Source organism: Pseudanabaena sp. FACHB-2040, from assembly GCF_014696715.1.
Lineage (GTDB): Bacteria > Cyanobacteriota > Cyanobacteriia > Phormidesmidales > Phormidesmidaceae > JACVSF01.
In genome coordinates, this window is record NZ_JACJQO010000008.1 from 94,212 (window position 1) to 120,756 (window position 26,545).

Here is a 26,545-nt window from a genome sequence, read left to right on the forward strand (position 1 = left end):
TGGGCGCGCTTTCAGGACTTGTCTTTAACACAATGGCCCACTTGGGCTAATTACTGACAATCCCATAGGAGCACTCTATGAAATACAGAAAATTCACGCTCACCAGCCTCGCCAGTCTAGGTGTTCTCCTGGCCCTAGCAACCGGAACCCCGGCTCAAATGGCTCATGAAGAAATGCCGTCTACCAATGCCGAGCACGATCAATTTCAGCGCATTGAGCAACCGCTTTGGTCTAAGGCAGCAGTTACCGGGGCAGGGTTGAGCCTGATCGGTTTAGAACTCTGGTGGTTTCTCCTAAGCAAACCCAAGTCTCGCAAGGCCACGGCTAGCGGCGGCATTCAGGAAATTATGGTGACTGTCGATGGCGGCTATGAGCCCAGTCAGATTGTGGTGCAGGCGGGCCAACCTGTGCGGCTCAACTTCTACCGCAAAGACCCCAGCAGTTGCTTGGAAGAAGTGCGCTTCCCCGACTTCCGCATTGCCCAAGATTTGCCCATTAACCAGACCACGCCAATTGAATTCACCCCTAGCCAGCCAGGCCGGTATGAGTTCACCTGCGGCATGAACATGTTCCGGGGAACGATTGAGGTGCGGCCTGAAACGGCTTCTCTCAACAGCCAACCTGTATCTCAATCGGCGGAACTAAATAGAGCTTGACAGAGTTTGTCAAGAGAAGTTGCCATTTTGTAACAATACTGTTACGATACTTAACATAAGGAAACAAACGCATAGGAGTTACCCCATGTACACCACCACTGATGAACGCGGCGTCCTCAACAACTACGCAGCAGAACCTCAGATGTACCTGGCTGACTATCCCGCTCCTGAACAGCAGGAACGCTACAAGCTTCAAGCTGCGATCGCAACCCTGCTGGTAGGTGCCCTGGTGCTGGTTTCCCTAGCCGTAAGCTAACAAGCTTTGCAGACAGACTTTCTTGTAGACCCAGAGCCAAGCTAGAGGTTTTCAAATGGCAATTCTGATTTCTCTATTTATCGTCGGTTGGGTAGCTGTCGCGCTGATCGGCACTCAAGCCTATTTTCTCGGTGAGCAGAGCAAGCCTATCCATCCCCGCAACTGGCGCTCTACTTCCTTTGAATCGCTAGCGACCTCCATTACGGGTCAAGCTACCGACTACAGCACTCGTGTTTCGGCCTACAGCGGCGACGCCTACAGCAGTTCCCTGCTGCCGAACGAGTAAAAGTTCAGCGAAGGCTCTCCCCTTCTCTAAACAGTGCAAAGAATGAACAGCACCTCGGCCAGCAGGTTGGGGTGTTTTTTTGTCTTACCTATGCTGCAGTCAAGGAAGCAGAGAACTGGGGCCGAGAACCTCATGCCATAGAACTGTGATGGAGAATTGTCGTTATCCTACTCTTGCAGGAAATTGAAAGGACTTTGAATGTCCGTTCTAACCGGATTGTTATGCGGCTGCCGCTGTTGAATGTCATCAATTAACGCTCGTGCCTTGAATAGCCTCCGTTCTCCTATTTTTCACTGTTTGGTAGTACCAACGACGAAACCTCAGTGAGGGTTCATCAGTAGGCACGTTACATCCTTCATTTGTATTAGGAACTTCACTGATTTGTGACTCAACCATCATGCGATCGTCGAGAGATGCTGCAAAAAACTCATCAAAGTTAAAGTTACTCTGATCGACTCCAGGGTTGGGCAGAGCAACTTGCATAAATCGCATTTGTTGGGTATTGATTGGAATTGCAAACAGATGGGGCCGCAGGGGCATTCCACCTAGATCTAACTTGAGAACAACGTTGTTGGGTTGATGCCAATCAATCTCAATGCCATAGGGTAAGGTACTGAGTTTGTTCGTGACTGTCATTCCATCTGCTGTTGCAGTAACACTGATTTGTGCGATCGCATCTTGATGTGCTGGGTCGTAAAATTCGCTACCAAATGAATCCCTATGGACAAAAGGGATGTGGAGATAGTCCAGAGAAATGTCGATCGCTCTTGTCCAATGTGCATTCCAAATCTCATGGTGAATCACGTAGCGCTCGTTTGGTTCTAATAAACTCAACGGCAACTGTGGTTCTGGCACGTTTCCGGTTCCTGTAAAGACCCACACCATTCCTGCAATCACCCTTATCGGCAGCCTCACGACTGACAGTTTTGAGCGTTGATCTAAGGTAAGTGAATTGAAAGGGACATGAACACAAGCACCATCTGCGGCAAAACGCCAACCATGATAGGGACATTCAAGGCAACCGTCTTTCGTGACTTGCCCGCGTGAGAGAGGCGCACCACGATGAGGACAACGGTCAAGGAATGCTACGAACTGCTCGGCTGAATTGCGAAATAGAACTAGCGATTCGCCAGCTAATTCAACCGCAAGGGGAGCCAGCCCAATTTCAGCAACAGGCAATACTGGAGTCCAGAAGTTAGGAAACATCTCAAACACGACCAAAGTAGCTCCTTAACAAATTCTCGGGCGCTACCCAGCATAAAGCCCTACTCCTGACAGCGTTCTGTCAGGAGTAGCCAGATAATTTTATTCGCTCAAGCTGAGACTTTGTGTAAAGGTCAAGACTAATCTCCTGGTCTGGAAGTTCAACATCCAAAGCAAAATCGAGATGTTGAATGCGATCAACCCGGAAATCTCTGTATGCTTTTCTGAGGATGCACCATGTTCCAACCGTCCATTTCTCGCCCCAATAAAATAGTCCCAGTGGGAAAACAGCCCTTTGAGACAGTTGCTCATTCAGGCTTAGATACACAATTTTGACGGCTTGTTGTTGTTGAATGCCCCGGTAAAGGTCGTTCCAATGTTTTAAGCTCTGGTTGTTCAGGATCTCACCTAGCGCCCGAATAGGTGCGCGAGTCGGATCAAAGCTGCGTGGCGGCAACACTGCTTCAATTTTACTCAACAGTGTTTTTGCCGCTGCTGCTAGGTCGGTCCCAGTCGATTGCGACAGCATCTCGACACCTAACATTAAAGCGGCAATCTCATCTTGAGTTAAAGTTAGAGGCGGTAGCTCGAAATCTTCATTTAAGGCGTAACCGACTCCAGGTTCACCATAAACTGGAACGCCACTCAAGGAAAGATCATCGATATATCGGTAAATTGTACGTACAGAAACACCAATCCGTTCAGCTAATCGCTCTGCTGTAATAGGTTGGTGAGATCTAATGAGATTCACTACTTGAAAAAGACGGTCAGCTTTCCTCATCCTGTACGCCAAGTTATCTTAATCTCTGAGCAGTATAACGTTCCAATCAACTGCATACTGGGCTTGTAATACACTATAGCGAATACTACTTTAGCATCGAGCACTCATTCAACAGCTCAAACTAAACTTAATCTCGAACACCCACAGACAGCTTTTCAACTACTGCCACACCTAATACATCAAGTCATATAACGTTCCCTATCACCGGATACTAACAACTTCTGCAACTAACCGAACCGACCGAAATTTTTCAGTGCATTGCGATAGTTATGCGGCGACCTCTAGATTGTTAGGGCAGATAGCCTTTGACGATCGCTTTGGTAATCGCCCTTATCCGAATCTTCAACATCAGAATTGATTTGTGTCGTATTGGTTCAGTGTATTCTCAAATTCTTTGGGAGCAGTAGTAATTCTAAGCTTCTGAAAGTATTCTTTCAGCATAAATTTTTCTAGAATCGGCAGACATTCATTCAAATCGTTTTTTCTGATGCCGAAATTATCGCCTGAAAGTAACGAAAATCCAAAGTCCGAGTAAAGCTTGATGGCCCGAAAACTAGAGGGTTGTGTATGGAGATAAACAGGATAATCACGCATTTCCAATTTCTGCATAATAATTGAAAGTAAGGCTCTGCCAATACCTTGCCCTTCGTACTCTTTTAAGACTTTAAACCATTGGATCGTATTAAATTCGTTGTACGCCTTCCAACTTAAGCAAGTAGCGATGGGTTTATCTTGCCGATCACAGACAAACAGAGATTTGGCAAAAAAGAGTTCTTCTTTTCCGCCATAAGTCGTGGTGAAATAATCGGACATAAATCCCTCATATTCTTTTGCCAGATCAGCATCATCAAAGGGCATCGTTTTCCATATACCTAGCTCATCAGGCCTGCAATTTCTTATAGAATAATTAGCTGGCAAGTCGGTGAGAGCATTGTGATTCAATGCCTCGCACATCATAAAGATATTTTTGTCGGGTATTTCTTCTTCTTTCATTGCTCGGCGGTTAAGTTAGAAGTTAGGATTAACAGGTGGCTGGCATAAAATCAGGCAAAGTTAATCTGCCTAACGGCTAGCGTCACTGGCTGTAGGGATCTAGAACGAAGTAGAAAGATCATCGGTCAGTCCGGTGCATGCAGTTGTTATGTGTGACTACAGAGACTTATTGTATCAACCAGTAAAACGGGGTATTCAAGCGAATCGCCTGTTCACAGCAGCGGATAGCTGTATCTAGATCTGGTTGAAACGAGGAGAGGGCATTTACTGACTGCACTTCAACTCGGTAGCCGAGCACTTCAAGAATAGGCTGTACAGGTATCCATTCGGTAGGTATCTCTACTAGAGGATCAATCGCTGAGACGCTTGGTAAGGAAATAGAAAAGGTACTGTCGAGTGATTCGATGCCATTTTTCATGCGGTAATTTTCTACCTTACGCTGTCCCTCAAGATTAAATTGAGTGAGTAGGTCAGCATCGATGTGTACATCGTACTGACGAAGCTCCCAACGATGATTGGGGTTGTGGTGGCCGCCATCTAATTTGACAATGGGACTGTGAGGTAGCTTCAGTTCGATTCCCTCAAAAGGTAAGGTGATTTGGTTCAATCACCTGAAGGGGAAAACAGATCCTCAAGATTTCGCCTACCCGCGTATCAGCCTGATCGGCTCTGCCATATTTTGCTGGGGGATTACTCTGGTGTTGTCAGGGCGATCAACCGCATGGAGGTGCTGGGCTACTGCGATCGCACTGCCTGGATCGACCCCGTTGCCACCGGCAGAAACGGTGAATACATCAGCGTCATGAGCCGCAGGCTAGGGAAACCCACAAGCTAGCACTAAAAATAGTTAGATCCTAGGGCGGGTATTGCTCAACCTGCTTGGTTGCTGCCTGTGCGATCGCATAGGCATGGCACCGCTCCTCTTTCTAAACATAGGAAAACAATTTTCCAACAGCAGAGGCCGTTAACAGCCTCTGCTTTATCTTGCTGATTATCTTTGCAGGATGAGCTTTTTAACCTTTTCTTTATCAAAATTTGAGAATAGTAGTGTTGATTTTTTTCGCCTAATACCCGCTTATTTTCGATAGAAGCCAAAGCTATTGAGATATCTCTTATCGAAGATAGGAGAGCTGAAATACCTTCTTTTAACTAACGTTTAATCTAAAAAAGCTGCTTCTTAAAGATCTCATGACAACCTATGAAATATTCACTCGTAATTAGCTAGAAAGCTGCTTCGAAGATTATGGAAAATTTCGAGCTTAAAGGGTTTGCATCTCTACCTGCAGATACTTTCGCCCCAGGTATTCCCTCTGGCAACGGAATTTCTGGTAACGGCCGTACGGGGCCTTTTCCAGGGCAACCCGTGCAGGGTTTTAGCGCAGTGCAGTTTGCAGATGCTACGACCTACTGGTTCATGGCAGATAACGGCTACGGCGCAAAAGACAATAGCGCTGATTTTCTGCTGAGAATCTATCGGGTGGATCCTAGCTTTCAAGGTACTGAACCGAACGGAGACGGCAGCGTTAACGTTGATCTGCAAAACTTCATTCAGCTGCGAGATCCTGACAACAAAGTTCCCTTCGCAATCACCCAGGGAGATACAGCAGAGCGGCTTTTGACCGGGGCTGATTTTGATATTGAGTCCTTTGTAATCGCCCAAGACGGCACAATCTGGATTGGCGATGAGTTTGGCCCTTACCTGCTGCACTTTGACAGCACCGGCAAACTCCTAGAAGCCCCCATCGAGACGCCCAACCCGGTTAACCTGAAGACGCTGACTGGCGAGGCTCCTCTGGTGTTGGGCCACCGGGGCGCAAGTGGTGAACTGCCTGAGCATACTCTGGAGGCCTATAGCCTTGCGATCGCACGCGGAGCCGATTTCATCGAGCCCGATCTGGTAGCAACTAAAGACGGCGTGTTGATCGCCCGTCACGAACCGATCCTGGGTGGCACCACCGATGTTGCCAGCCGCCCTGAATTTGCCGATCGCAAACGCAGTGGCGTCATTGATGGCGTCCTGTACGAAGACGAATTCTTCGCCTCTGACTTCACCCTGGCAGAAATCAAGACCCTGCGGGCAGTGATGCCTCAAGGCTTCCGCACTCAAGCGTTCAATGGCGTCTTTCAGATCCCGACTTTCGAAGAAGTGATCAGCCTGGTTAAACAGGTCGAGGCAGACACGGGTAAGAAGATTGGCGTCTATCCCGAAACCAAGCACCCCACCTACCACGACGAGCTAGGTCTGTCTCTGGAAGAACCCCTGCTGGCAACCCTAGAGGCGGCTGGCTTCACCGATCCCAGCCGCGTCTTCATCCAGTCTTTTGAAGTTTCCAACCTGAAGGAACTGAACACCAAGACCGACATTCCCCTAGTGCAGCTGCTAGATGCTTATGATGTGGCTCTAGATGGCTCACTCATCTATCAAGATGCCAACGCGCGTCCCTACGACTTTGCGGTCAATGGCGACACCCGCACCTACGGTGATCTGCAAACTCCAGCAGGGCTGGAAGAAATTGCTCAGTATGCTGACGGCATCGGCCCTTGGAAGCGAATGATCGTTTCCGTCGCAGGCGTCGATGCTGATGGAGATGGCGTGGCTGACGACGTGAACGGCGATGGTGTCGTCAATGATGCGGATAAAACGACGACTGCCCCCTCCACCCTGATTCCCGATGCCCACGACGCGGGTCTGTTTGTCCATGCCTACACCTTCCGCAACGAAGGTCGTTTTTTAGCCGCTGACTACCAGGGCAACCCCAACAAGGAGTACGAGCAGTTCATCAACCTGGGAGTGGATGGCTACTTCACCGACTTCCCTGGCACCGGCGATTTGGTGCGCGACCAGCTCACTAGCGACGTAGTGCGCTCTCCCCAACACCCAGACGTGCTGGCTCAAACTGATTTCAATACCCTCGATGGCGATGCCCCTATCGTGATCGGTCACCGGGGCGCATCGGGCTTGCGGCCAGAGCACACGCTAGAGGCCTATAAGCTTGCGATCGCACAAGGTGCTGACTTCATCGAACCTGATCTGGTAGTGACTAAAGATGGTGTGCTGATCGCCCGCCACGAGCCTCTGCTAGCAGTGGTCGCGCTCAACCCCGACGGCAGCATTCAGCGCGATGCCAACGGCAACCCCGTAATCAACAACAGCGACACCAGCACCGATGTTTACCTGCGGGCCGAGTTTGCCGACCGCCTGACGGTGAAGAACCTAGACGGTCGCCAAGTGGGCGGCTGGTATGCCGAAGACTTTACCCTGGCCGAAATTAAGCAGCTCAACGCCATTGAGCGGATTCCAGCCCTGCGCGGCACCAGCTTTAACAACGATGGGCTGAAGGTGCCGACCCTGGCCGAGGTGATCGACTTGGTGCAGGAAGTTGAGGCAGAGACAGGCCGCAAGATCGGCATCTACCCCGAAACCAAGCACCCCACCTTCTTCGAGCAGCAGGGCTACAACACCAGCCAAATCCTGGTCGAGACCCTAGTGGCCGAAGGCTTCACCGACCCCAGTCGCGTCTTCATCCAGTCCTTTGAGGTGAGCAACCTGAAGGCACTGAACGACACCTTCATGCCCGCAGCAGACATCGACATTCCTCTGGTGCAGCTCTTTGGGGGTTCAGGCCAACCCTACGACTTCGTAGTCAACGGCGACGCTCGCACCTACACCGACCTGTCTACCCCAGCCGGACTCGCCGAAATCGCCGAGTATGCCGCTGGCATTGGCCCCAATAAGCAGCGCATTGTGCCGCTAACGACGGTGGATGCCGACGGCAACGGCCTACCCGACGACCTCAATGGCGATGGTGCCATCAGCGATGGCGATCGCATCACGGGCGAACCCACTACCCTAATTCAAGACGCTCACGCTGCCGGGCTGCTGGTCCACCTCTACACCCTGCGCAACGAGAGCTTCTTTTTGCCCAACAGCTACGAAGGCAACCCCGTCAATGAATACAAGCAGTTCATCGAGCTAGGCGTCGACGGCTTCTTCACCGACTTCCCTGGCACTGGGTTCACCGCCCGCAGCACCTTCATTGAAGAACCTGCAGTCGCCAATCTGGGCGGCTCTAGAGGCTTTGAGGGCATGGCCATCAGCCCCGACAAGTCCACCCTCTATCCCCTGCTAGAAGGCACCGTAGCCGGAGACCCGGCTGGAGCCCTGCGGATTTATGAGTTTGATGTGGCCAGCAAGCAGTACGAAGGGGTGCTGGGCTACTACAAGATGGAAAACCCGGGCCACGCCATTGGCGATCTTGCCGTCGTCAACCAGAACGAGTACCTGGTAATCGAGCGAGACGGCGGTCAGGCCGCCAGTGCTCAGTTCAAGAAAGTCTTCAAGCTAGACTTCTCACAGATCGATGCCGACGGTTATGTCGCTAAAGAAGAACTGGTCGATCTGCTAAACATCCCCGACCCCAACGACCTCAATGGCGACGGCAGCACCACTTATCAGATGCCCTTTGTCACCATTGAGAACCTACTGGTAATCGACGAAAACACGATTCTGGTAGCCAACGACAACAACTATCCCTTCTCAGTAGGGCGTCCTCCTGAGATCGACAACAACGAAATTGTTCAAATCGGGCTCAAGCAGCCGCTTAACCTCGACCCTCGGGTTGGGTTAGCCGCCTTGAGCCGCTCCATCACCCAGGGCACTCAAAACGCTGAAACCCTGGTAGGCAGCGACACCGTAGATGACTACCTCTTTGCCAGCGATGGCAATGACACCGTTGCCGGGGGCCTGGGCAATGACGTGATCTATGGTGAAGCAGGCAATGACGTGCTGCGGGGCGATCGCAACTCCCGCAGCCCTCAAACCGGCGAACCCGGCGGCGACGACACCATCTATGGCGGTGCCGGTAATGACCGCATTGGCGGTAAGTCAGGCAACGATCGGCTCTTTGGCGATGAGGGCAATGACCAGATCTGGGGCGACGACGGCGACGACCTGATCCGCGGCGGCCTGGGCAACGATCGGTTGACCGGCGGGAGCGACAGCGACACCTTCGTGCTGGCGGCAGGCGAAGGCACCGACACCATCACCGACTTTGAGGGAGGCATTGACCGAATTGGCCTAGCCAATGGGCTCTCCTTCGCCGATCTGAGCCTAGGCGGCAACTTCATTGCCTACGGCAATGAGAACTTAGCCACACTCATCGGCGTCAATACCGCAGCGCTCACCGCAGCTGACTTCGTCAGCATTGCCTAGCGTTTACTGCATCTGCCAGCTTCCATAGGCTGAGTTGAGCAAAGCGAAACCCAACAGCTTCAAGAATTTGTTGGGTTTCGCAAGCTCGACACGCTAAGCAAGACGACACACAATGTTAGACGACTCAGATATCAGCCATACCCGCATGTCGCGAGCGGGTGGTTGGGGCGGTGGTGGCTGCCGTAGTGCAAGACCCGATGGTCTATGTTTCAGGGGGCGGTGAACACCAAGGGCCTCCTGGCGGTGGGCCTGTTGCAGTTATTTCCCGTATTGCTGATCGATAATAACGACTGCAGTCTCTATATGATGGCAGAAGGAACGTTGGCGGAAGAACAGCATTGCCCAGATCGCCGACTTGAACCTAAACTCGCTCAACCTAAGCGCTCTTGCCCTCATTTAGTACCAGGTCGTTTCTAACCTGGTCAACTTTTTCCATCGCCTCCTATCGATTTTCAAATTCTGTCCATTTCTGGTTAAGGAATGGCTCTAGAAAGCATGGCTCTAACATATAGAGTGTTTCAAGAAACGTGATGTGTATCACAGCTTGGCATGAGATTTTATAGGAAATCTGGTTAGAAATCCTCTGGAAGCGGCCTGAAGTACAAGACATCAAGGAGTTCAAACTCTTACTTCTAGAGAGCCCCCAAATGTCTGATAACATTTCCTCCCAGTCCGTCTCAAGCACTGAGAACTTCATCAAAAGCTTTGACTTCACACCTGAATACAATCCTGTATCTAAAGAGTCTCGGGACATCTTTACAGCCTTTGACACTAACGACTCCCCATCTAAAACCTTAGGAAGCCCTAGGGTATTTCGGAAGCAGGACGTAATTTCAGCCTCCTTCTCAGCTTCGAATCAAGGGGTTGAAATTAATCTAAACAGAATCAACCGCCGCTCATTTTCTGATAATCCTATTAGGGTTCTGCTTGGAAACGAAACGGCAGAAGGCGACAATGACGACTTCAACAACCTAAAGGCTTTTCACGGCGTCGGCAGCCAGTATAACGATAAGTTTGGCGAAGACTATGTTCCCGTTGGCGGTTCCAGCCACAACTTTCACTCACGCTTCTTTGCAGGCGCAGGAAACGATGAAGTTTACGGAGGCAATGGCGACGATCAGCTCCATGGTGGATCAGGCAATGATGTCATCAAGGGCGGCCTGGGTAATGACTATATCATTCCGGGTTCAGGCTTAGACTTTCTTGACGGGGGGCAGGGCAAGGATGCGTTGCTGCTTAATTATGAGTCTAGCCTTACAAGCGTAATCATTCTTTCTCAGCAGGAGATTGTAGAGGAAATTAAAGATCGTCAAACGGAAATAAAAGCTGTTGATATTGGCACAACATCTCAAGGAGATACGTTTAGAAACATTGAACTGATTTATGCCGTCACTGGGCAGGGTAACGACATTATTGATGCCACTGGCAAGGATTCAACCTTCAACATCGATCTCTACAACAACAAGATCGTTGGGTCTAGCAAGATAGCCTACTTTGCTAGTTTGGGGGCAGGTAATGATATCGCTAAAACCACAAGTGGTGATGACGTCATTGATGCCGGCAGTGGTAATGACACGATAAATACTGGTACCGGTAGGGATATTATCTACGGTGGTGATGGCGACGACATCATCAGGACCGAGGACACCGGAGACTCTATCCACGGTGGTGCTGGTAACGACGTTATTTTTAGCGCTGTAGCCGTTGATGGTGGCAATACCAGTCTATTTGGGGGCGCAGGAGCCGATACCTTTGTGATTGACGTTCTAGATGAAGCCACAACCACCTATGCCTTTAACACTAACTTGGAGGCGTTTGCTCGATTTGCTAGCGGCATTATTGATGCTATGAAGCCCCAAAATGAAGGGCCTAATGGAACAAAAATTGGTGTTGATCTGGCTTTCGCTGTTGCTTCAGGGTTAGCGGGATCTGTCCCTGTGGTTGGATCGTTAGTCGGTATCGGCGTAGACGCTGCAGCTATTGGGGTAAACACCTACCTAGATGCCGATGAGCGCAGCAAAGAAATTAAACGCATCAATAGAAATGCAACAGCTTTTAGCAGCTCCCTGGTAAAAAGCTCAATGGAGTTTGGTGAACTAGAGGTTAACATCAAAAACCGGGACAAGGTCGTTATTGAAGACTTTGAAATTGGCGTTGACCATGTTGTTCTACCATCTCTAGACAAACTCAACCGCGAATCTAAGCTGTACAAGTATGAGTATGTCATCCGAGAAGGAGACACCAAGCAAGGACTGAGCGCGTTTGTCCATTTAGTTGGGGATGCAAAGCCAGGCAGTGGGCAGAAAGATTCTGACGACGTAGTCCTAGAGATCCGAGCAGATAATTATTTTAATGAGGCGTTTGTAGGCAATCGTCCCTCGTTCTTTGAAACCATTCAGGGTCTGCATTACAACGGCATGATTGGCACCTTTAATAAGACGCCAATTTTGCAAGACAGCGGGACTGGTTTGGGCACAAACGCCCACGACGTGGTTAGGGGAGGTCGGGGTCACGAAAAGCTCAGTGGCTGGCTAGGGGATGACATCATTCAAGGCGGTGCTGGTAACGATGTGCTCTACGGCGGCTTTGGGGAGCTCTCTGGGCGACTGATGCAGTTAGGGTTGTGGAGCCCTAATGATGGCGATGACAAGCTTCTTGGAGAAGAAGGAGACGACGCTCTCTATGGTGAGGGCGGCAATGACTACCTCGAAGGCGGGGCTGGCAGTGATGTGTCCACGGGTGGAGCAGGAGCCGATACCTTTGTGCTCGATGCCCAAGGTGGGGTTGATAGAATTACTGACTTTAACGCTCAAGAGGGCGATCGCATTGCGTTCAAAGCTTACTTCGACCTAAACCAGTTTGTCTACGACCAAAGCACGGGCAATCTGTCCTATGGTGGGCGAACAGTTGGCGTCTTGGAGAACAGGCCCAGCAACTTTTCGCCCCAGGCCCACATTCAGCTTCCCAAGGTTGGAGCATTTACGCTGGCTCAGCAGACTGCGTATAACCAGCTAAAAGGCAGATCGGCTCCGGCCTTTGCTGCGGTGGAAATTGGCGGCCTTTCTGTCCCTCATCTGTTCGATGAAGCCTTTTATCTCAGTAAAAATGCAGATGTGGCAGTAGCTGTGCGAGGCGGAGCTTTGCCCTCTGGCTACGACCACTTCATCAACTACGGCTGGGTAGAAGGGCGCAATCCGAGCGCGTTCTACGACGAAGCGTTTTACTTAGCGGAAAACTCTGATGTGGCTGCTGCTGTGAGCCAGAGGGTGGTCCAGAGTGGGCTCCAGCACTTCATGCTGTACGGACATCAGGAAAATCGCGCTGCTAGCAAGTCGTTTGATGCAGCTGACTACCTAGCAGCCAATGCTGATGTGAAAAATGCCGTCAACCAGGGCAGCTTCAGAAGTGCTTTTGAGCACTATGTTGAGTTTGGTGCCGCAGAGGGACGGGCTGCTGGCCTAATCTTTGATGAGAGCTACTACCGTGAGGTTCATCCTAATGCAGTCAAGGCGATGTCGGGCCTAGAGCACTACGCCCGTTACGGTCAAAGCAGTGGACACGGCCCCAATGCTCTCTTTAATGAGGGTCTTTATTTAGCGGCCAACGCTGACGTGAAAAATGCGGTTGGCCAAGGCTACTTTGCCAGTGGATTTGACCACTATGCTAACTTCGGTCGGTTTGAAGCCGGTCGGGTTATCGGCTAAGGCTAGGCGTGGATTAAGCTCAGCCGGGTGATCAAGAGCTTAGGCGGTGAGAGAGGTGGGTGCGATCGCACCCACCTCTCTAATTCTGCTCTTTTTAGGACATGCAGGCGTTTTCGCTTACATTCACCACCCATCTACCCTAGCCTGTAGCTTACTAATCTAAAAACCGCTGTAAACGTTTACAGGGCCTAACCTTTGGGCCAGATTACTTGCGGTCAAGTACCATTTTTGAGGTTGGGTGTAGGCTTAAATCTAGCGTTTCGGTTGCTGCTCCAAGAAACAAGTTTTGCAGCCTACGCAGGAATTTCAAAGCAAATCCAGGATCAACTTCACTAGCAGCATGAAGACGCATCAGCTGATCGTCGCTCAATGTAATATCTAAGCAGCCCAAGTTGTCCTTGAGATGAGCCAAGCTTCTCGCCCCAATAATGGGAATATGCCGAGGCGATTGCTGGCGAATCCAGGCGAGCGCAACCTGTGCCGCACTGCATTCAACTTCACGAGCAACATCAACAACAACTTGAGCAATCTGCATAGCCCGATCGACCTTGTAATGCTGGAAATACTCTGCTTTATTGAGACGATTATCTTGGTCAGAATCGTTATTTAGGTATTTTCCGGTGAGGACTCCACCTCCAAGTGGCGACCAATCTAGGATACTTAAATTTAAGTCTTCTGCCATTGGCAGCAAGTCTCTTTCAACAGTGCGCTCAACCAGATTATATTCAAGCTGAACTGCAGCCAAAGTCGTCATGTTCTTCAGCTCAGCTAGGGTTTGAGCCCGACTGATAATCCAAGCCGGCGCATCTGAGATGCCGATATACATAACTTTGCCCGACCGAACGACATCATCGAGTGCTCGCATAGTTTCCTCAATCGGGGTCACTGTATCCCACATATGCACCCAGTAGAGATCGATGTAGTCGGTGTTCAGCCGCTTAAGGCTAGCTTCTAGCGATCGCATCAGGTTCTTGCGCTGATTGCCGCTGGAGTTGGGGTCATCGGGGTTCATCATCATGGTGTACTTTGTGGCGATAACGAAGCGATCGCGCTCCGAACCTACTAATTCGCCCAGCATCTTTTCGCTCGTGCCATTGGTGTAGATATTGGCTGTATCGATGAAGTTGCCGCCTGCCTCCGCAAAGGCTTCAAATATCGCTTGGCTGGTTTCCCGATTTGCGCCCCAGTCCCAATCTTCACCAAAGGTCATTGCTCCTAAGCAAAGCTCAGAAACCCTTAATCCAGTCGCGCCTAAAAGTTTGTATTGCATGGCTTTTTTTGGTTGAAGTTAAAGGGGACTAGACTGTGACAACGACTTTGCCAAAGTGAAGACCTTGTTCTAAGTACTCAAATGCAGATTGAGCTTGCTCAAAAGAAAAAACTCTGTCGATGACCGGGTGAATATTGTGAGATTCAATCGCCTGATTCATCTCAGAAAAATCTTGGGTACTGCCTACTTCCAGGCCTTTGATAGTGGCTTGCTGATGGAGTAGCGTTAAGGCATTGATGTTGGCATCAAATCCGTCTAGCAGGCCAACAACAGGCACATACCCACCCATTCGCACGGTATTGAGCGATCGCTGCAAATTCTGACCGCCTACCGTTTCAATCACGATGTCTGCACCATTTCCTGCCGTGACTTGATGAACAACCGCTTCCCAATCAGGGGTGCTCTTGTAGTTGATCAGAAAGTCTGCCCCTAACTGCTGAGCGCGCTTGAGTTTATCATCACTGCTGGAGGTGATAATGACGGTTGCACCCTGGGCTTTGGCAAACTGTAGGGCAAAGATAGAAACGCCTCCCGTACCGTGCAGAAGAACGGTTTGTCCTGCCTGCAAATTGCTATGTTTCAGTGCGTTCCAGGCCGTGAGTCCAGCAATGGGTAGGGTGGAAGCTTCAATTGCTGAGAGATTTGCTGGGCTGTGAATTAGTTGATTTACTGAAAACACCTTGTAGTCTGAAAGTTGTCCTACAACAGCGCCTAATCCCTGCCGGGTGGAATAGTCTGTTTTAGCCGCAGTCGGTTTGCCATCAATCCAATCTGGAATAAAGGTCGTTGCAACGGTGTCACCAGGTTTAAACATAGTGACGCTTTCCCCGACCTGTTTCACCACCCCCGCCCCATCACAGACAGGAATATAGGGCAGAGATAGCTTGGGATTAAGCAAGCCTTTAATCACCAGCAGATCTACATAGTTGAGGGAAACTGCTTGTAGCTTGACCCGCACCTCATTTTTGCCTGGAGTATGGTCAGGCTGCTCAATTAGCTGTAGCTGATTGATACCGAAATCATCGTGTAGTGCGATCGCTCTCATGAAGCCACCTAAACGCCTTAGGTTCATCATGCAGTCGCTTCAAGAGATCCGTCCAACACCTATTTTGAGTTAAGGTGATACCCTATCGGTATCACCCCAGAGCTTTGGGAGAACGGCGATGGAACTGCGGCAGCTCAAATATTTTGTCACTGTGGCGGAAGAGCTGAACTTTCGGCGGGCAGCCGAGCGCCTGTTTATGGAGCAGCCCCCCCTGAGCCGTCAAATCCGTCAGCTAGAGGATGAACTGAGTGTCGAGCTGTTTTATCGCAGCAGGCGGGGTGTTACGCTTACCCCGGCAGGGCAAGCGTTTTTAGACGAAGCGAGGCTGACCCTAGCCCAAGCAGAGCGAGCCGCCAAAGTTGCTCAACAGGCAGTTCAGCCCAAGAAATTGACAGTTGGGTTTTCCATCTGCGCTTTTAATCGAGTATTGCCAGAAATCATTCAGTCCTATCGTCAACAGTTGCCGGATGTTGTTGTCACGCTCACAGAAATGTCAACCGAGGCGCAAATTCAAGCGCTTCTAAACGGCACAATCGACATTGGCTTTGTTCATGCTCCAATTTCCCATCCGGCTTTGCTGACCGTGACGCTTCTCAGTGAACCGTTGGTCGTTGCCCTACCGTCCAACCACCCCCTGACCCATCAAGCACAGATTGATTTGCGATCGCTTGCCAACGAACCGTTTATTGTCTGTCCTGAGTCAGTCAAGCCCGATTTGTATGGGCAATTTATGCGGCTTTGTCAGGAAGCTGGCTTTTCCCCGCAAATTGTGCAAGAAGCGAGCCCACCGGAAGTAGTGCTAGGCTTCGTTGCATCCGGCATGGGTGTCTCACTTGTTGCCTCTGGTGCGGAGGCCCGCCACAGTGCTGGTGTTACTTATCGCGCCTTGTCAACCCCGACTCCCCTTTTGGAAATTGCAGCAGCTTGGCGCAAACAGCAGGTTTCTCCAGTTCTAGAGGACTTCTTAGCTTTAGTCAAACAGGCCTGATACTTGACAACATCAGGTCTTTTGTTTGCGTGCATCTTTCGCCACCTTGAGTTCTCTGCTCTTTAATTCGGCGGCTTGATAAGCATTCACATAGTCTTTTCCCCCTAGCATTACGTCACCGTAATACTCGTAGGGCGGAGCACCGTAAATCGGCAGCGGAGGATCGTCTGGGTAATCCTCCCGGGCCTCTTCAATAGAGGCTTTTAATGCCTTGATGCTGAGGCTTTGGGCAGGAAAGTAATAGATTTCTTGCCGGGCTTTATTTATATGCGGTAGCGTCGGGTCGATAATGTCTTCACCCAGTTCAATCCAGGCGTGCTCGATAGGCTCATACTGCCCGTTATTCAAAACCACAAACCCTTGGACGTAGGTCGCTCCAGTCAGCGTCAGCACAGCTCGATGGGTGTTGTCAAAGGGAGCGCCTGCTTTGCTTTTGATTTGTTCAGAAATTTCGAGGGAAAGGGGTTCATTCAGTGTTGGGGGCATTGGGCGTGAATTTTAGAGTCGCTACTGCAGATCGTAAGCATCTGCGCTGCGTATGTCTATCTCCGCTAGGCCGATGTCCAGGTCGTTTAGTGGATGCTAGCGCCAAAAGGCTCAGTCGTAGCGGGTTGGGCCTCGGAATCGCAACTCCACACCCTAGTGCAATCTGAGGCCCAGACATGTCGCCCAAAAGCTAGCGGCCCAACTGACCCAACTGAATTTTTATCTATCAATCAGCCTTTCCGTCTGCTTTACAGCAACAGCAGCAGGGTCTTCAGCATGATGAAATCCTGCGACTTCCTTCATTGTGAACGCATTTAAGAACGCCACGATTAAAGCGCAGCAGCCCAGCATCTGAAAGAACATCCGGTCACCATTAATGCCCTGGGGCAACAGGCTGTAAACGGTCAGGTAAACGACTGCACCCACGTTGCCATAAGCCCCAACATTACCGGCAATTTGCCCAGTGATACGGGGTTTTATAAGCGGCACGATGGCATAGGTTGCGCCCTCTGCCGCCATTACAAAAAAGGAGGCCAGCATGGTCATCAGCACTACAAAAATGATGGGAATGCCCTGACCAAACATGCTGAACAGCAGGTAGGACACGCCTGTGCCGCCGATAGTGGCTGCTAGGGTCCATTTACGGCTGCCAATTTTGTCAGAAATCCAGCCCCCCCCTGGGCGGGCCACGATATTCATAAAGGCGTACATGCCAGCAACAGCCCCAGCGGCAGCAGCAGCTAGCCCAAACCCACGCTCAAAATAGGTGGGCAACATGGAGACGACAGCCAGCTCTGAACCGAAGCAAGCAATATAGGCCAGCTCTAAATTGGCAACCTGGGAAAACTTGTAGCGCTCGGCGGCAGCATATTGCTTTCGCCCAGTCATTAGGGGTTTGTTAGCCTGCCAGATGTTGTATGACTGAAACAGAAATAGAGCCACCAGCAAAAGACTGATGACCGGCAGGGTACCCGCGCCGATGAACCCGACTTTGGTTAAACGCCAGGAAATTACGCCCAAAGCCCCAACCAAGGGAATATTCATCAGCAGCAAAAACCAGAAATCGCGTTTACTGGTCACTTCCATACCCGCACTGCTGGGGGGCCGCTGGTACACCTTGCCAGGGGGCGTGTCGGTGACATTTAGGTAATAAATTACGCCGTAGACAGCAGATACAATACCGGTGAGTGCGATCGCAAGTCGCCAGTTAGCCTGCCCAGCCGCCAGAAACCCTAGACCTGTTGCAATCGACGGTAGTGTGAAGGCTGCCCCGGCTGAGCCAAAGTTGCCCCAGCCCCCGTAAATCCCTTCAGCTAGACCAATTTCTCGCTCATCAAACCACTCTGCCACCATCCGAATGCCGATGACGAATCCGCAGCCCACAATGCTCAACGCTAGACGAGCATAGACCATCTGCTCAAAGTTTTGCGCCAGTGCAGAAGCGATACAGGGAAATGCTGCGTAGATCAGCAGACAGGAATAGGTAATTCGAGGACCAAATCGATCCAAAACCATGCCCACGATAATTCGGGCCGGAACGGTCAGGGCAACATTACAAATCGCGATAGTTCGCATCTGTGGATCGGTCAGACCCAGATCAGCTTTTACTGCTGTGGCTAGCGGGGCAAAGTTAAACCAAACCACAAAAGAAATAAAGAAAGCAAACCAAGTCAGGTGCAGGATTTTATGTCTGCCTGTAAATGACAATAAGTTAGCCATCGCAAATTAACTCCTAAACTTAGGTACACGAGTCGGCATTTGTGAGGTTTACAGCAATAGCGACCTCAACAAAGACAACCGCCTGCAGCGTGCAGCTACAAACTAAAAAACTTTTACTAAAGCCGAGCCAGCCAGTTTAAAGCTCGGATAAACAGCAGGGAAAAACCCCTTCAAGCAACCCGGCTGAGGGGTATTTTCCATAAAAACCATAAAGACGCAAAATCCTAAAAGTAGTCCGTTCTACTAAGAAAGACTACTCATCACAGCAGGGGCACTTTGTGTAAGTCATCACAAAATTCTGCAGTTAATAAAATTTGTGCATTCAGTCAATGCAATTCTTGCAACTTAAAAACCGATTCTTTTAATGAGCACCAAATCTTTAGCTGAGTGCAGATCTCTGCGCTCGGTTTAGAGAAGAGAGTTGTGGAGCGGCTGAAAAAAATGATTATTCGATTTCTGCGTCATTCAATGCACTAACTGCAAGACTAACTTCAATTTTCAAACATCTGTAAAAATTTCTGTATTAAAAGCTACAGAATTGATAGGATTAGTGAGCCATAGCCTCTAAAGTTAGCGCCATGAAATCCTACAACCCCCAGCCTTCATCCCCGATCCGCTTAGTAGACACTTGGGCAACGATGCTAGGCATTGCGGCAGCAGCCGTTTTCGTCGGTTCCACCTCAGTTCTTTTTGGCCTAGAAATTGCCAGTCCTTCTGCTAGTAATGCAGCTCTCTATGGGGAAGCTGCGCTGTGGAGCGGGTTGGGGCATAAGGATTAAGAAAGCACAGAAACCCGGTTTTTTGAAAAAACCGGGTCTTTAAAGGCTGATTAGACTAGGAAGTCTCTACCGAACCAGTTCCCGGCTCTGCAGCTTGCCAGTTCCCTGAGCTGTCGAAGGGGCCGAACTCGCAGCTGCAGCATTCACTGGCTGCTCCAGCAAATACCCGGCAGCCAGTAAGCAGTAGTCGTCAACTTGCCCCTGTTGCCAGTCCTGACCCAATTTCAGTTCCTCCGCCATAATCGCGGCTACCCGAGGGGCTGCCTCTTGACTGGCCGCCGCATCAAGCAGCAGGGCGCGGGTGCGGCGGGCCAGCACATCTTCCACCGTGCGGGCCATTTCGTAGCGTACCGCCCAGCGCACCTCAGCTTCTAGATAAGGGAGGCGAGGGTGAAGCCGCACCTCAGCCCCCGGTAGCTGCTGCAGGCTAGCCGCATCACTGCCGTAGACGCCTAACGGGTCAGACGTTGGAGTTTGGGTCCAGCCGTGCAGCTTGAGCGGTTCGGTCACGGAGAGTCGAGGCGGCAGATCCGCCAGTGGTATCGCCTGATCAACCAGGTCTTCGCCCATTTTGCGGTAGGTGGTCCACTTACCCCCCGTAATCGTCAGCAGGCCAGAACTCGAAACGCGAATGGTGTGTTCGCGAGATAGAGCAGCAGTTGACTCGGTATCATCCACTTTAACCAAGGGACGCTGCCCAACAAACACGCTCAGCACGTCTGCACGGGTAGGGGCAGGGCTGAGATATTGGGCCGCCGTTCGCAGAATGAAATCAATCTCCGCCTCCAGTGGACGCGGCTCATACTCAGGGTGATCTACCGGCGTGTCGGTAGTGCCCAGCAGAGTCTTCCCATGCCAGGGCACGGCAAATAGCACCCGCCCATCTTCTGTTTTAGGAATCATCATGGCGCTGTGACCGGGCAAAAATCGCTGGTCTACCACCACATGCACCCCCTGACTGGGAGACAGCATCGGCTGGGCAGCGGGATTATCCATACGCCGCACTGCATCGACGAAAACCCCTGTGGCATTGACAATCACCTGGCCCCTGAGGTCAAGGGTTTCTCCCGTTTCGGTATCTTGAGCGCAAACGCCAGTGACCCTTTCCCCAGACTTAATTAGGCCCACAACCGGAGCATAGTTGAGCGCCACGCCACCTTGATCGGTCAACGTCCTCATTAGCGTGATGGCCAACCGGGCATCATCAAATTGGCCGTCGTGGTAGAGAATGCCGCCTCGCAGCCCTTTTTGCTGCAGCGTTGGCACCCGCTCCAAAGTCGCTTGCTCACTCAAAAAGCGGCTATGCCCCAGGCTCAGCTGCCCCGAGAGCAGATCATAGAGCTTGAGCCCAGCCCCATAGTAGAGCTGCACCCACCAGGCATAACCGGGCACCACAAAGGCCAAATCTTGCACCAAGTGAGGCGCATTGCGACGCAGCAAACCCCGCTCATAGAGCGCTTCTCGCACCAGCGTCAGGTTGCCCTGAGCCAAATATCGCACCCCACCATGCACCAGCTTGGTAGATCGGCTAGAGGTGCCTTTAGCAAAGTCATATTTCTCTAGCAGCAGGGTCTTGTAGCCCCGACTGGCCGCATCTACTGCTGTACCCAGGCCTGTCGCGCCGCCACCGATGATGATGAAATCCCATTCATCGGAGTGGCGCAATCTGGTCAAAATTGTTTCGCGTGTTAGAGGAGCGTTCATGGAGATTCCTGGGTGAAGGAAGCGGGGGCTTTAGGGGGCTAACAGAATTGGTGCGTGTGTTGTATCTGTGTGAGAGCGGCTGTAAAGAAAACTTGTAAGTTGGTGCTAAGTAAAGCGAAACATAACATCAAGGAGAGGTTAGGTTTCGCAGAGGGAGGGATTGGGTTTTCGCAAGACTCAACACCAAACTAAGACCCTTAGAGGGGTAACTAGGAACAACTGGATCTACCTGTGGCGGGCTTGGGCGACGGCTTGCCGCCAAGATTCACGCAAGGTGGCTCGCTGTTCAGCGCTGATGGCTGGCTCAAAGCGCTTTTCCATTTGCCAGAGCTGAACGATTTCTTGCTCGCTTTCCCAGTAGCCAACGGCTAGACCGGCCAGGTAAGCTGCGCCCAGAGCCGTTGTTTCGGTGACTTTGGGCCGCACCACGGGCACACCGAGCACATCGGCCTGGAACTGCATCAGCAGATCGTTGCGGGAAGCTCCGCCATCGACTCGCAGCTCAGTGAGGTAGAGTTCTGAGTCTTGGCGCATGGCGTCAATCACGTCTGCGGTTTGGTAGGCGATGCTTTCTAGAGCGGCGCGGGCGATATGGGCTGCGGTCGAGCCGCGAGAGAGGCCGGTGATGGTGCCGCGAGCATAGCTGTCCCAGTAGGGCGCACCTAGACCAACAAAGGCAGGGACAAAGTACACGCCGCCGTTGTCGGGCACGCTGCAGGCTAGGGCTTCTACGTCTTCGCTGCGCTTGATGATGCCGAGCCCATCGCGCAGCCACTGCACCACGGCCCCAGCAATAAAGACGCTGCCTTCTAAGGCATAGTCGGTGCGGCCATTGACCCGCCAGGCGACGGTGGTGAGCAGCTTGTGATAGGAGGTGATGGGTTTTTCTCCGATGTTGAGCAACATAAAGCAGCCGGTACCGTAGGTGTTTTTGGCCATACCGGGCTGGAGAGAAGCTTGGCCAAAGGTGGCTGCCTGCTGGTCTCCGGCGATTCCAGCAATGGGAATTTGGGCACCGAGCAAGCCCTCTGCCGTGTAGCCATAGACTTCAGAGCAGCTGCGAACTTCGGGCAGCAGGCTGCGGGGAATGTCGAGCAGGGTGAGTAGTTCGTCATCCCAGTCGCCAGTATGGATGTTGTAGAACAGGGTGCGGCAGGCGTTGGTGGCGTCGGTAATGTGCAGCGCTCCTTGGGTCAGCTTCCAGACTAGCCAGGTGTCGATAGTGCCGAAGGCCAGTTCGCCGCGTTCAGCCCTGTCGCGAGCACCGGGGACGTTGTCTAGCAGCCACCTCAGCTTGGTGCCACTGAAGTAGGCGTCAATCACCAGGCCGGTTTTGCTTTGGAACAGGGCTTCGTGGCCAGCGGCTTTGAGCTGGTCGGCAAACTCGGCGGTGCGGCGATCTTGCCAGACGATCGCATTGTGAATGGGGCGACCAGTTTTGCGGTCCCACACTAGAGTTGTCTCGCGTTGGTTAGTGATGCCGATAGCGGCAATATCGCTGGCGGCAATGCCGATTCTGGCTAGGGCTTCATTGGCAACGCCAATTTGGGAAGACCAGATCTCGTCGGCGTCGTGCTCGACCCAGCCAGACTGGGGAAAGATCTGCTGAAACTCCTTCTGGGCCAGGGAAAGAATGTTGCCTTGATGGTCGAAGACAATAGCGCGGGAGCTGGTGGTTCCCTGGTCAAAGGCGAGGATGTACTGAGTCATGGAGGTGTCCTTTGGGTGTTGACTCTGACCACGGTCGTGTGCCCAACTACGTCTACAGCGAGGGCTATTTGTCGGCACAAGATTTTGAGGAACTGCGGTGAGAGGGTGTGGTTGGCGACATTGCGACCGTCTTTTTCCGCAAAAATGGCAGCTATCAAGACATTCCACTCAATACTCGGGCTACCGGCCCGGATCTGTCTCTGTTTCAAAACAGCAGACATGCGCTGTGCGTTGTCTCAGGATTAGGCAAGGTAAACGGTTTGAGATCGGCGTTAATCGGTGGACTGATGAATGAACTGATTCTCGATGAACCGACTGCTAGAGCCCTTCTAGATGTGTAAAAGGCTTTAAACAAATCTTAACTTCAGCCCTGCTGCGATCGCCATTTCGTTCACCCGATAGATATGGCATAAGCCCAGAATCTGCGATGTTAGCGGGAGTATCTACGATTGGATAGCTTGAGTCATGATTGGCAATAGTCTGAAAACGGCGGCGCTGCTGGGCCTGTTGAGTGGTCTTTTGGTGTTGGCCGGATACTATCTAGTGGGCGATGAGCGAGGACTCTATGCAGGGCTGGCCATTGCGGCATTTACTAGCTTTAGCTCCTGGTTTTACTCCGACAAAGCAGCGCTGGCGGCGTTTCAGGCCCAGCCTTTGCCCCAGGAGGAAGCGCCTGACCTCTATGAGCGGGTAGCGCGGCTGAGCGATCGCGCAGGTATTCCTACGCCCAACATTTACATTGTTCGCAATGAGTCGCCCAACGCCTTTGCCACCGGGCGCGACCCCAACCACGCTGCCGTTGCCGTGACGCAGGGCATTCTCGATCTGCTCTCGCCTGAGGAGCTAGAGGGCGTTTTGGCCCACGAACTAGTGCACGTGCGCAACCGAGATACCTTGACTCAGGCCGTGGCTGGAACGATTGCCGGAGCCTTGACTTTTTTGGGCCGTATTCTTACCTTTGGCGCTCTGTATTTTCCTGTTTCTCGCAATGACCGTCGAGGCGGCAACCCGCTGGCAATTCTGTTTTTGGTGATTTTGGCTCCGCTGTCGGCCACGCTGATTCAGCTGGCTATTTCTCGCACCCGTGAGTTTGCAGCTGATGCGGGAGCTGCCGAGATTACAGAGCATCCCCTAGCGCTGGCAACGGCGCTGGAGAAGTTAGAGCGGGTGGGCCACCAAATTCCAATGAACGGCAACCCCGCCTTATCGCCGCTGCTAATTATCAACCCGCTGTCTAAGGAAGGGCTGCAAAGCCTATTTCGCACCCATCCCTCGACCGAAGCCCGGATTGAGCGGCTAAAGCAGCTGGCCGAAAAACTACAAACCCCTGCTTTAGTGTCGCAAACAGCGTCATAAAACTAGGCCGGTTTATAGCAGTGCAGACCAGCTTCGCTTTATGGGGCGGGTGCTCCGAGATGAGGGTATCTACCCCGAGCACCCCAATCTGCCCTTTATTCTGATTGGTGACAACGGCTAGAAAGATTCTGAAATTTTGGAGCTGCTCGCATCTGCCCACCACGCCGCTGCCTAGGGCTGGATCTCGCCCGAAGCGGCAGTGAAGCCCAGGGTACAGTTAAAAAGCGGAACCGCGAAACTAAACATCTTTCTAAAGTAGAAAGATTTAGAAGAAAGCAATGACCTATGCTTTGTTGAGGAAAATTAAAAGCATTTGCTACAGCTGCTAACCTAATGCGGGAAAATGCCGACAAAACGAAGGAACAGCTTCTCAGTGAGATTGCTCTGCTACGTCAGCGAGTACAGGTTCTAGAACTCTTCGCAGAGCAAGCGCACCAGCAGGAGCAAGCCCTTCACCAGCAGTTGGCAGAAGAGCAGACCCACCTTCGCTTAGTCAACTATTCGCTGCAGGCGCTCCAGCAGCAGGCATCCATTCTGTTTGAGGTCATTCCCGATGCGCTCATCTGTGTTGATAACCAGTGGCGCTATACCGTTGTCAACGGCCATGCCGAGGTTCTACTCAGTAGAGCTCGTTCCTCTCTGCTAGGCAAAAATGTTTGGCAGACTTTTCCTAGCCTGGTTGGCACTCAAGCCTATAGCCTCAGCTGTCGGGCAATGGCCGAGCAGGTGCCGATCGAATATGAGGAGTTTTATTCAGAATTTGAAAAGTGGTTTGCCATTCGCCTATATCCCTCTTCCACAGGGCTGTCGATCTACTTTCGAGATGTCACTCAGGCCAAGCAGGCCGAGCAGGAGCTGCAGCGCTCCAGTCAACGAATTGTTCGAATTTTAGAGAGCATTACAGACGGTTTTGCCGCCTTTGACCGCGACTGGCGCTACACCTACATCAACCAGCGGGCCGCCGAGATGGTCTGCAAAACTCAAGAAGAGCTGCTGGGCCAGGTAGTTTGGGAGGTGTTTCCAGAATCGGTGGGCACCGCTTTTTACGACGCGTATCACCGAGCGGTGGCAGAGCAGGTGCAGGTTGATATGGAGGCGTTTTATCCGGGCTTTGATGCCTGGTTTCGGATTCGGGCTTACCCGTCACCGGAGGGGCTGTCGGTTTACTACCAGGATGTAACCCAGGAGAAACAGGCAGAGACCGAGCGCAACGACCTGCTGCAGCGAGAGCAGGCCGCCCGCCAGCAGGCAGAAGCGGCTAACCGCATCAAGGATGAGTTTTTGGCGGTGCTCTCCCACGAACTGAGGACGCCGCTCAACCCCATTGTTGGCTGGACCCGGATGCTGCTGACTAGCAACCTGAGCGAAGTGAAGCGACAAAATGCCTTAGAAACGATTGATCGCAATGCTCGATCGCTCTCTCAACTAATCGAGGATCTGCTGGATGTGTCGCGCATTTTGCAGGGCAAGCTGGTGCTGCAAAGCATTCCTGTTAATCTGGTAGTCATCATTGCCTCGGCCCTAGAAACAGTCAGGCTGGCAGCAGAAGCCCGCTCCATTGATCTGCAAACAGACCTGATACCCCACACCGGGCTGCTGCTGGGAGATGCCCATCGGCTACAGCAGGTCATCTGGAACTTGCTGTCCAACGCAATTAAGTTCACGCCGGTTGGGGGCCGGGTGGAGGTGCGTTTGGCCTACACCGACGCCTATGCTCAAATTGAGGTGAGCGACACCGGTCAAGGCATTGAGCCGCATTTTTTACCGCACATTTTCGACCACTTTCGCCAGGCCGATGCAACCACAACGCGAAACTCTGGCGGGCTGGGGTTGGGGCTTGCGATCGCACGTCACATTGTCGAGCTGCATGGCGGCACAGTGGCGGCACAGAGTCCGGGCCTGGGCAAGGGCACAACCTTTACCGTAAAGCTACCGCTGCAGGGAGACAGCCGCCCCAGTCCGGCGCAGGTGTCTCTCTCAGTAGCCCAGGCCTCTCTAGCCGGAACGCGGGTGCTGATCGTAGATGATGACGAAGACACCCGAAATTTAACGGCGCACATTTTGGAGCAGAGCGGGGCCCTCACCACCGTAACCACATCAGCCCAAGAGGCCCTAGTGGCGTTGGCCCAGTCTCACCCCGACATTTTGGTCAGCGACATTGGTATGCCGGAGGTCGATGGGTACATGCTGATTCGCCAAATCCGGCAGCTGCCAGCAGCAGCAGGAGGACAGATGCCAGCGATCGCATTGACGGCCTACGCTGGAGAGGTGGATCAGCAGCGGGTGCTGGCGGCAGGCTTTCAGCGGCATATCACCAAGCCTATCGATCCGGCTGATTTAATCAATGCAATCTCAGAGGTGATCAGTTCCCCTGCTTAGCTAGCGCAGAAGGTCAGG

At 51.9% G+C, this 26,545-nt stretch carries 21 protein-coding genes and 1 pseudogene; 12 read left to right on the plus strand and 10 right to left on the minus strand.

Going from position 1 to position 26,545, the window contains the following annotated elements; translation table 11 throughout:
- The first annotated feature begins 77 nt into the window (after positions 1 to 77).
- From H6G13_RS11985 to H6G13_RS11995, 3 genes are all read left to right on the plus strand, one after another.
- Positions 78 to 656 carry a cupredoxin domain-containing protein gene (locus tag H6G13_RS11985; RefSeq protein WP_190483449.1) on the plus strand — a complete coding sequence of 193 codons (579 nt, stop codon included), beginning with the start codon at positions 78 to 80 and terminating at the stop codon, positions 654 to 656.
- A gap of 85 nt (positions 657 to 741) precedes the next feature.
- On the plus strand, positions 742 to 912 hold the full coding sequence (locus H6G13_RS11990; protein WP_190483450.1) for a ssl1498 family light-harvesting-like protein: 171 nt from the start codon (positions 742 to 744) through the stop codon (positions 910 to 912).
- A gap of 55 nt (positions 913 to 967) precedes the next feature.
- Entirely contained in the window at positions 968 to 1,198 is a 231-nt protein-coding gene (locus H6G13_RS11995) for a hypothetical protein (RefSeq protein WP_190483451.1), read from the plus strand.
- Positions 1,199 to 1,444: 246 nt separating this feature from the next.
- Here H6G13_RS11995 and H6G13_RS12000 read toward each other — a convergent pair whose 3' ends face one another.
- The 4 genes from H6G13_RS12000 to H6G13_RS12015 form a co-directional block, all read right to left on the minus strand.
- Positions 1,445 to 2,413, minus strand: a complete 969-nt coding sequence (locus H6G13_RS12000; protein ID WP_347277470.1) for an aromatic ring-hydroxylating dioxygenase subunit alpha — start codon at positions 2,411 to 2,413, stop codon at positions 1,445 to 1,447.
- A gap of 70 nt (positions 2,414 to 2,483) precedes the next feature.
- Positions 2,484 to 3,182, minus strand: a complete 699-nt coding sequence (locus H6G13_RS12005; protein WP_190483453.1) for a YafY family protein — start codon at positions 3,180 to 3,182, stop codon at positions 2,484 to 2,486.
- A 348-nt stretch (positions 3,183 to 3,530) separates the two neighbouring features.
- On the minus strand, positions 3,531 to 4,175 hold the full coding sequence (locus H6G13_RS12010) for a GNAT family N-acetyltransferase (RefSeq protein ID WP_190483454.1): 645 nt from the start codon (positions 4,173 to 4,175) through the stop codon (positions 3,531 to 3,533).
- Positions 4,176 to 4,341: 166 nt separating this feature from the next.
- Positions 4,342 to 4,782 carry a hypothetical protein gene (locus H6G13_RS12015; protein WP_190483455.1) on the minus strand — a complete coding sequence of 147 codons (441 nt, stop codon included), beginning with the start codon at positions 4,780 to 4,782 and terminating at the stop codon, positions 4,342 to 4,344.
- On the opposite strand from H6G13_RS12015, the gene H6G13_RS12020 reads away from it, so the two are divergent.
- From H6G13_RS12020 to H6G13_RS12035, 4 genes and pseudogenes are all read left to right on the plus strand, one after another.
- The gene (locus tag H6G13_RS12020; RefSeq protein WP_190483456.1) at positions 4,774 to 5,010 is read left to right on the plus strand and encodes a hypothetical protein; all 237 of its coding nucleotides are present in this window, start codon (positions 4,774 to 4,776) and stop codon (positions 5,008 to 5,010) included. The two genes, H6G13_RS12015 and H6G13_RS12020, sit on opposite strands and share 9 nt — an antisense overlap.
- A gap of 408 nt (positions 5,011 to 5,418) precedes the next feature.
- Positions 5,419 to 9,387, plus strand: a complete 3,969-nt coding sequence (locus H6G13_RS12025) for a glycerophosphodiester phosphodiesterase family protein (RefSeq protein WP_190483457.1) — start codon at positions 5,419 to 5,421, stop codon at positions 9,385 to 9,387.
- 100 nt (positions 9,388 to 9,487) lie between these two features.
- Positions 9,488 to 9,671: pseudogene (locus tag H6G13_RS29435) on the plus strand (ring-opening amidohydrolase); the annotation flags it as partial.
- 363 nt (positions 9,672 to 10,034) lie between these two features.
- A complete protein-coding gene (locus H6G13_RS12035; RefSeq protein ID WP_190483458.1) occupies positions 10,035 to 13,091 on the plus strand; it encodes a calcium-binding protein in 3,057 nt (1,018 codons plus the stop codon).
- Positions 13,092 to 13,296: 205 nt separating this feature from the next.
- Here H6G13_RS12035 and H6G13_RS12040 read toward each other — a convergent pair whose 3' ends face one another.
- Entirely contained in the window at positions 13,297 to 14,361 is a 1,065-nt protein-coding gene (locus tag H6G13_RS12040) for an aldo/keto reductase (RefSeq protein WP_190483459.1), read from the minus strand.
- Positions 14,362 to 14,389: 28 nt separating this feature from the next.
- Positions 14,390 to 15,436 (minus strand): NAD(P)-dependent alcohol dehydrogenase, encoded by a 1,047-nt coding sequence (locus H6G13_RS12045; protein WP_199305868.1) that lies wholly within the window; start codon positions 15,434 to 15,436, stop codon positions 14,390 to 14,392.
- Positions 15,437 to 15,524: 88 nt separating this feature from the next.
- Here H6G13_RS12045 and H6G13_RS12050 point away from each other — a divergent pair, with 88 nt between their 5' ends.
- On the plus strand, positions 15,525 to 16,394 hold the full coding sequence (locus H6G13_RS12050; RefSeq protein ID WP_190483460.1) for a LysR family transcriptional regulator: 870 nt from the start codon (positions 15,525 to 15,527) through the stop codon (positions 16,392 to 16,394).
- Between the two features lie 12 nt (positions 16,395 to 16,406).
- On the opposite strand, the gene H6G13_RS12055 is transcribed toward H6G13_RS12050, so the two are convergent.
- Both H6G13_RS12055 and H6G13_RS12060 read right to left on the minus strand, forming a co-directional pair.
- Positions 16,407 to 16,880, minus strand: coding sequence for a hypothetical protein (locus H6G13_RS12055; protein ID WP_190483461.1), 474 nt, complete (start codon positions 16,878 to 16,880; stop codon positions 16,407 to 16,409).
- A gap of 219 nt (positions 16,881 to 17,099) precedes the next feature.
- Positions 17,100 to 18,599, minus strand: coding sequence for a NarK family nitrate/nitrite MFS transporter (locus H6G13_RS12060; RefSeq protein ID WP_190483462.1), 1,500 nt, complete (start codon positions 18,597 to 18,599; stop codon positions 17,100 to 17,102).
- Between the two features lie 578 nt (positions 18,600 to 19,177).
- On the opposite strand from H6G13_RS12060, the gene H6G13_RS12065 reads away from it, so the two are divergent.
- Positions 19,178 to 19,378: a hypothetical protein gene (locus H6G13_RS12065; RefSeq protein ID WP_190483463.1), complete on the plus strand. Its 201-nt coding sequence runs from the start codon at positions 19,178 to 19,180 to the stop codon at positions 19,376 to 19,378.
- A gap of 66 nt (positions 19,379 to 19,444) precedes the next feature.
- On the opposite strand, the gene H6G13_RS12070 is transcribed toward H6G13_RS12065, so the two are convergent.
- Together H6G13_RS12070 and glpK are read right to left on the minus strand one after the other, a co-directional pair.
- The gene (locus tag H6G13_RS12070; RefSeq protein WP_190483464.1) at positions 19,445 to 21,082 is read right to left on the minus strand and encodes a glycerol-3-phosphate dehydrogenase/oxidase; all 1,638 of its coding nucleotides are present in this window, start codon (positions 21,080 to 21,082) and stop codon (positions 19,445 to 19,447) included.
- Positions 21,083 to 21,307: 225 nt separating this feature from the next.
- Entirely contained in the window at positions 21,308 to 22,792 is a 1,485-nt protein-coding gene (glpK, locus tag H6G13_RS12075) for a glycerol kinase GlpK (protein WP_190483465.1), read from the minus strand.
- Positions 22,793 to 22,899: 107 nt separating this feature from the next.
- On the opposite strand from glpK, the gene H6G13_RS12080 reads away from it, so the two are divergent.
- From H6G13_RS12080 to H6G13_RS12090, 3 genes are all read left to right on the plus strand, one after another.
- Positions 22,900 to 23,133, plus strand: a complete 234-nt coding sequence (locus tag H6G13_RS12080; protein ID WP_347277468.1) for a sugar-binding domain-containing protein — start codon at positions 22,900 to 22,902, stop codon at positions 23,131 to 23,133.
- Positions 23,134 to 23,257: 124 nt separating this feature from the next.
- Positions 23,258 to 24,148, plus strand: a complete 891-nt coding sequence (locus H6G13_RS12085; RefSeq protein WP_190483466.1) for a M48 family metalloprotease — start codon at positions 23,258 to 23,260, stop codon at positions 24,146 to 24,148.
- 333 nt (positions 24,149 to 24,481) lie between these two features.
- A complete protein-coding gene (locus H6G13_RS12090; protein WP_190483467.1) occupies positions 24,482 to 26,527 on the plus strand; it encodes an ATP-binding protein in 2,046 nt (681 codons plus the stop codon).
- Positions 26,528 to 26,545 lie beyond the last annotated feature (18 nt).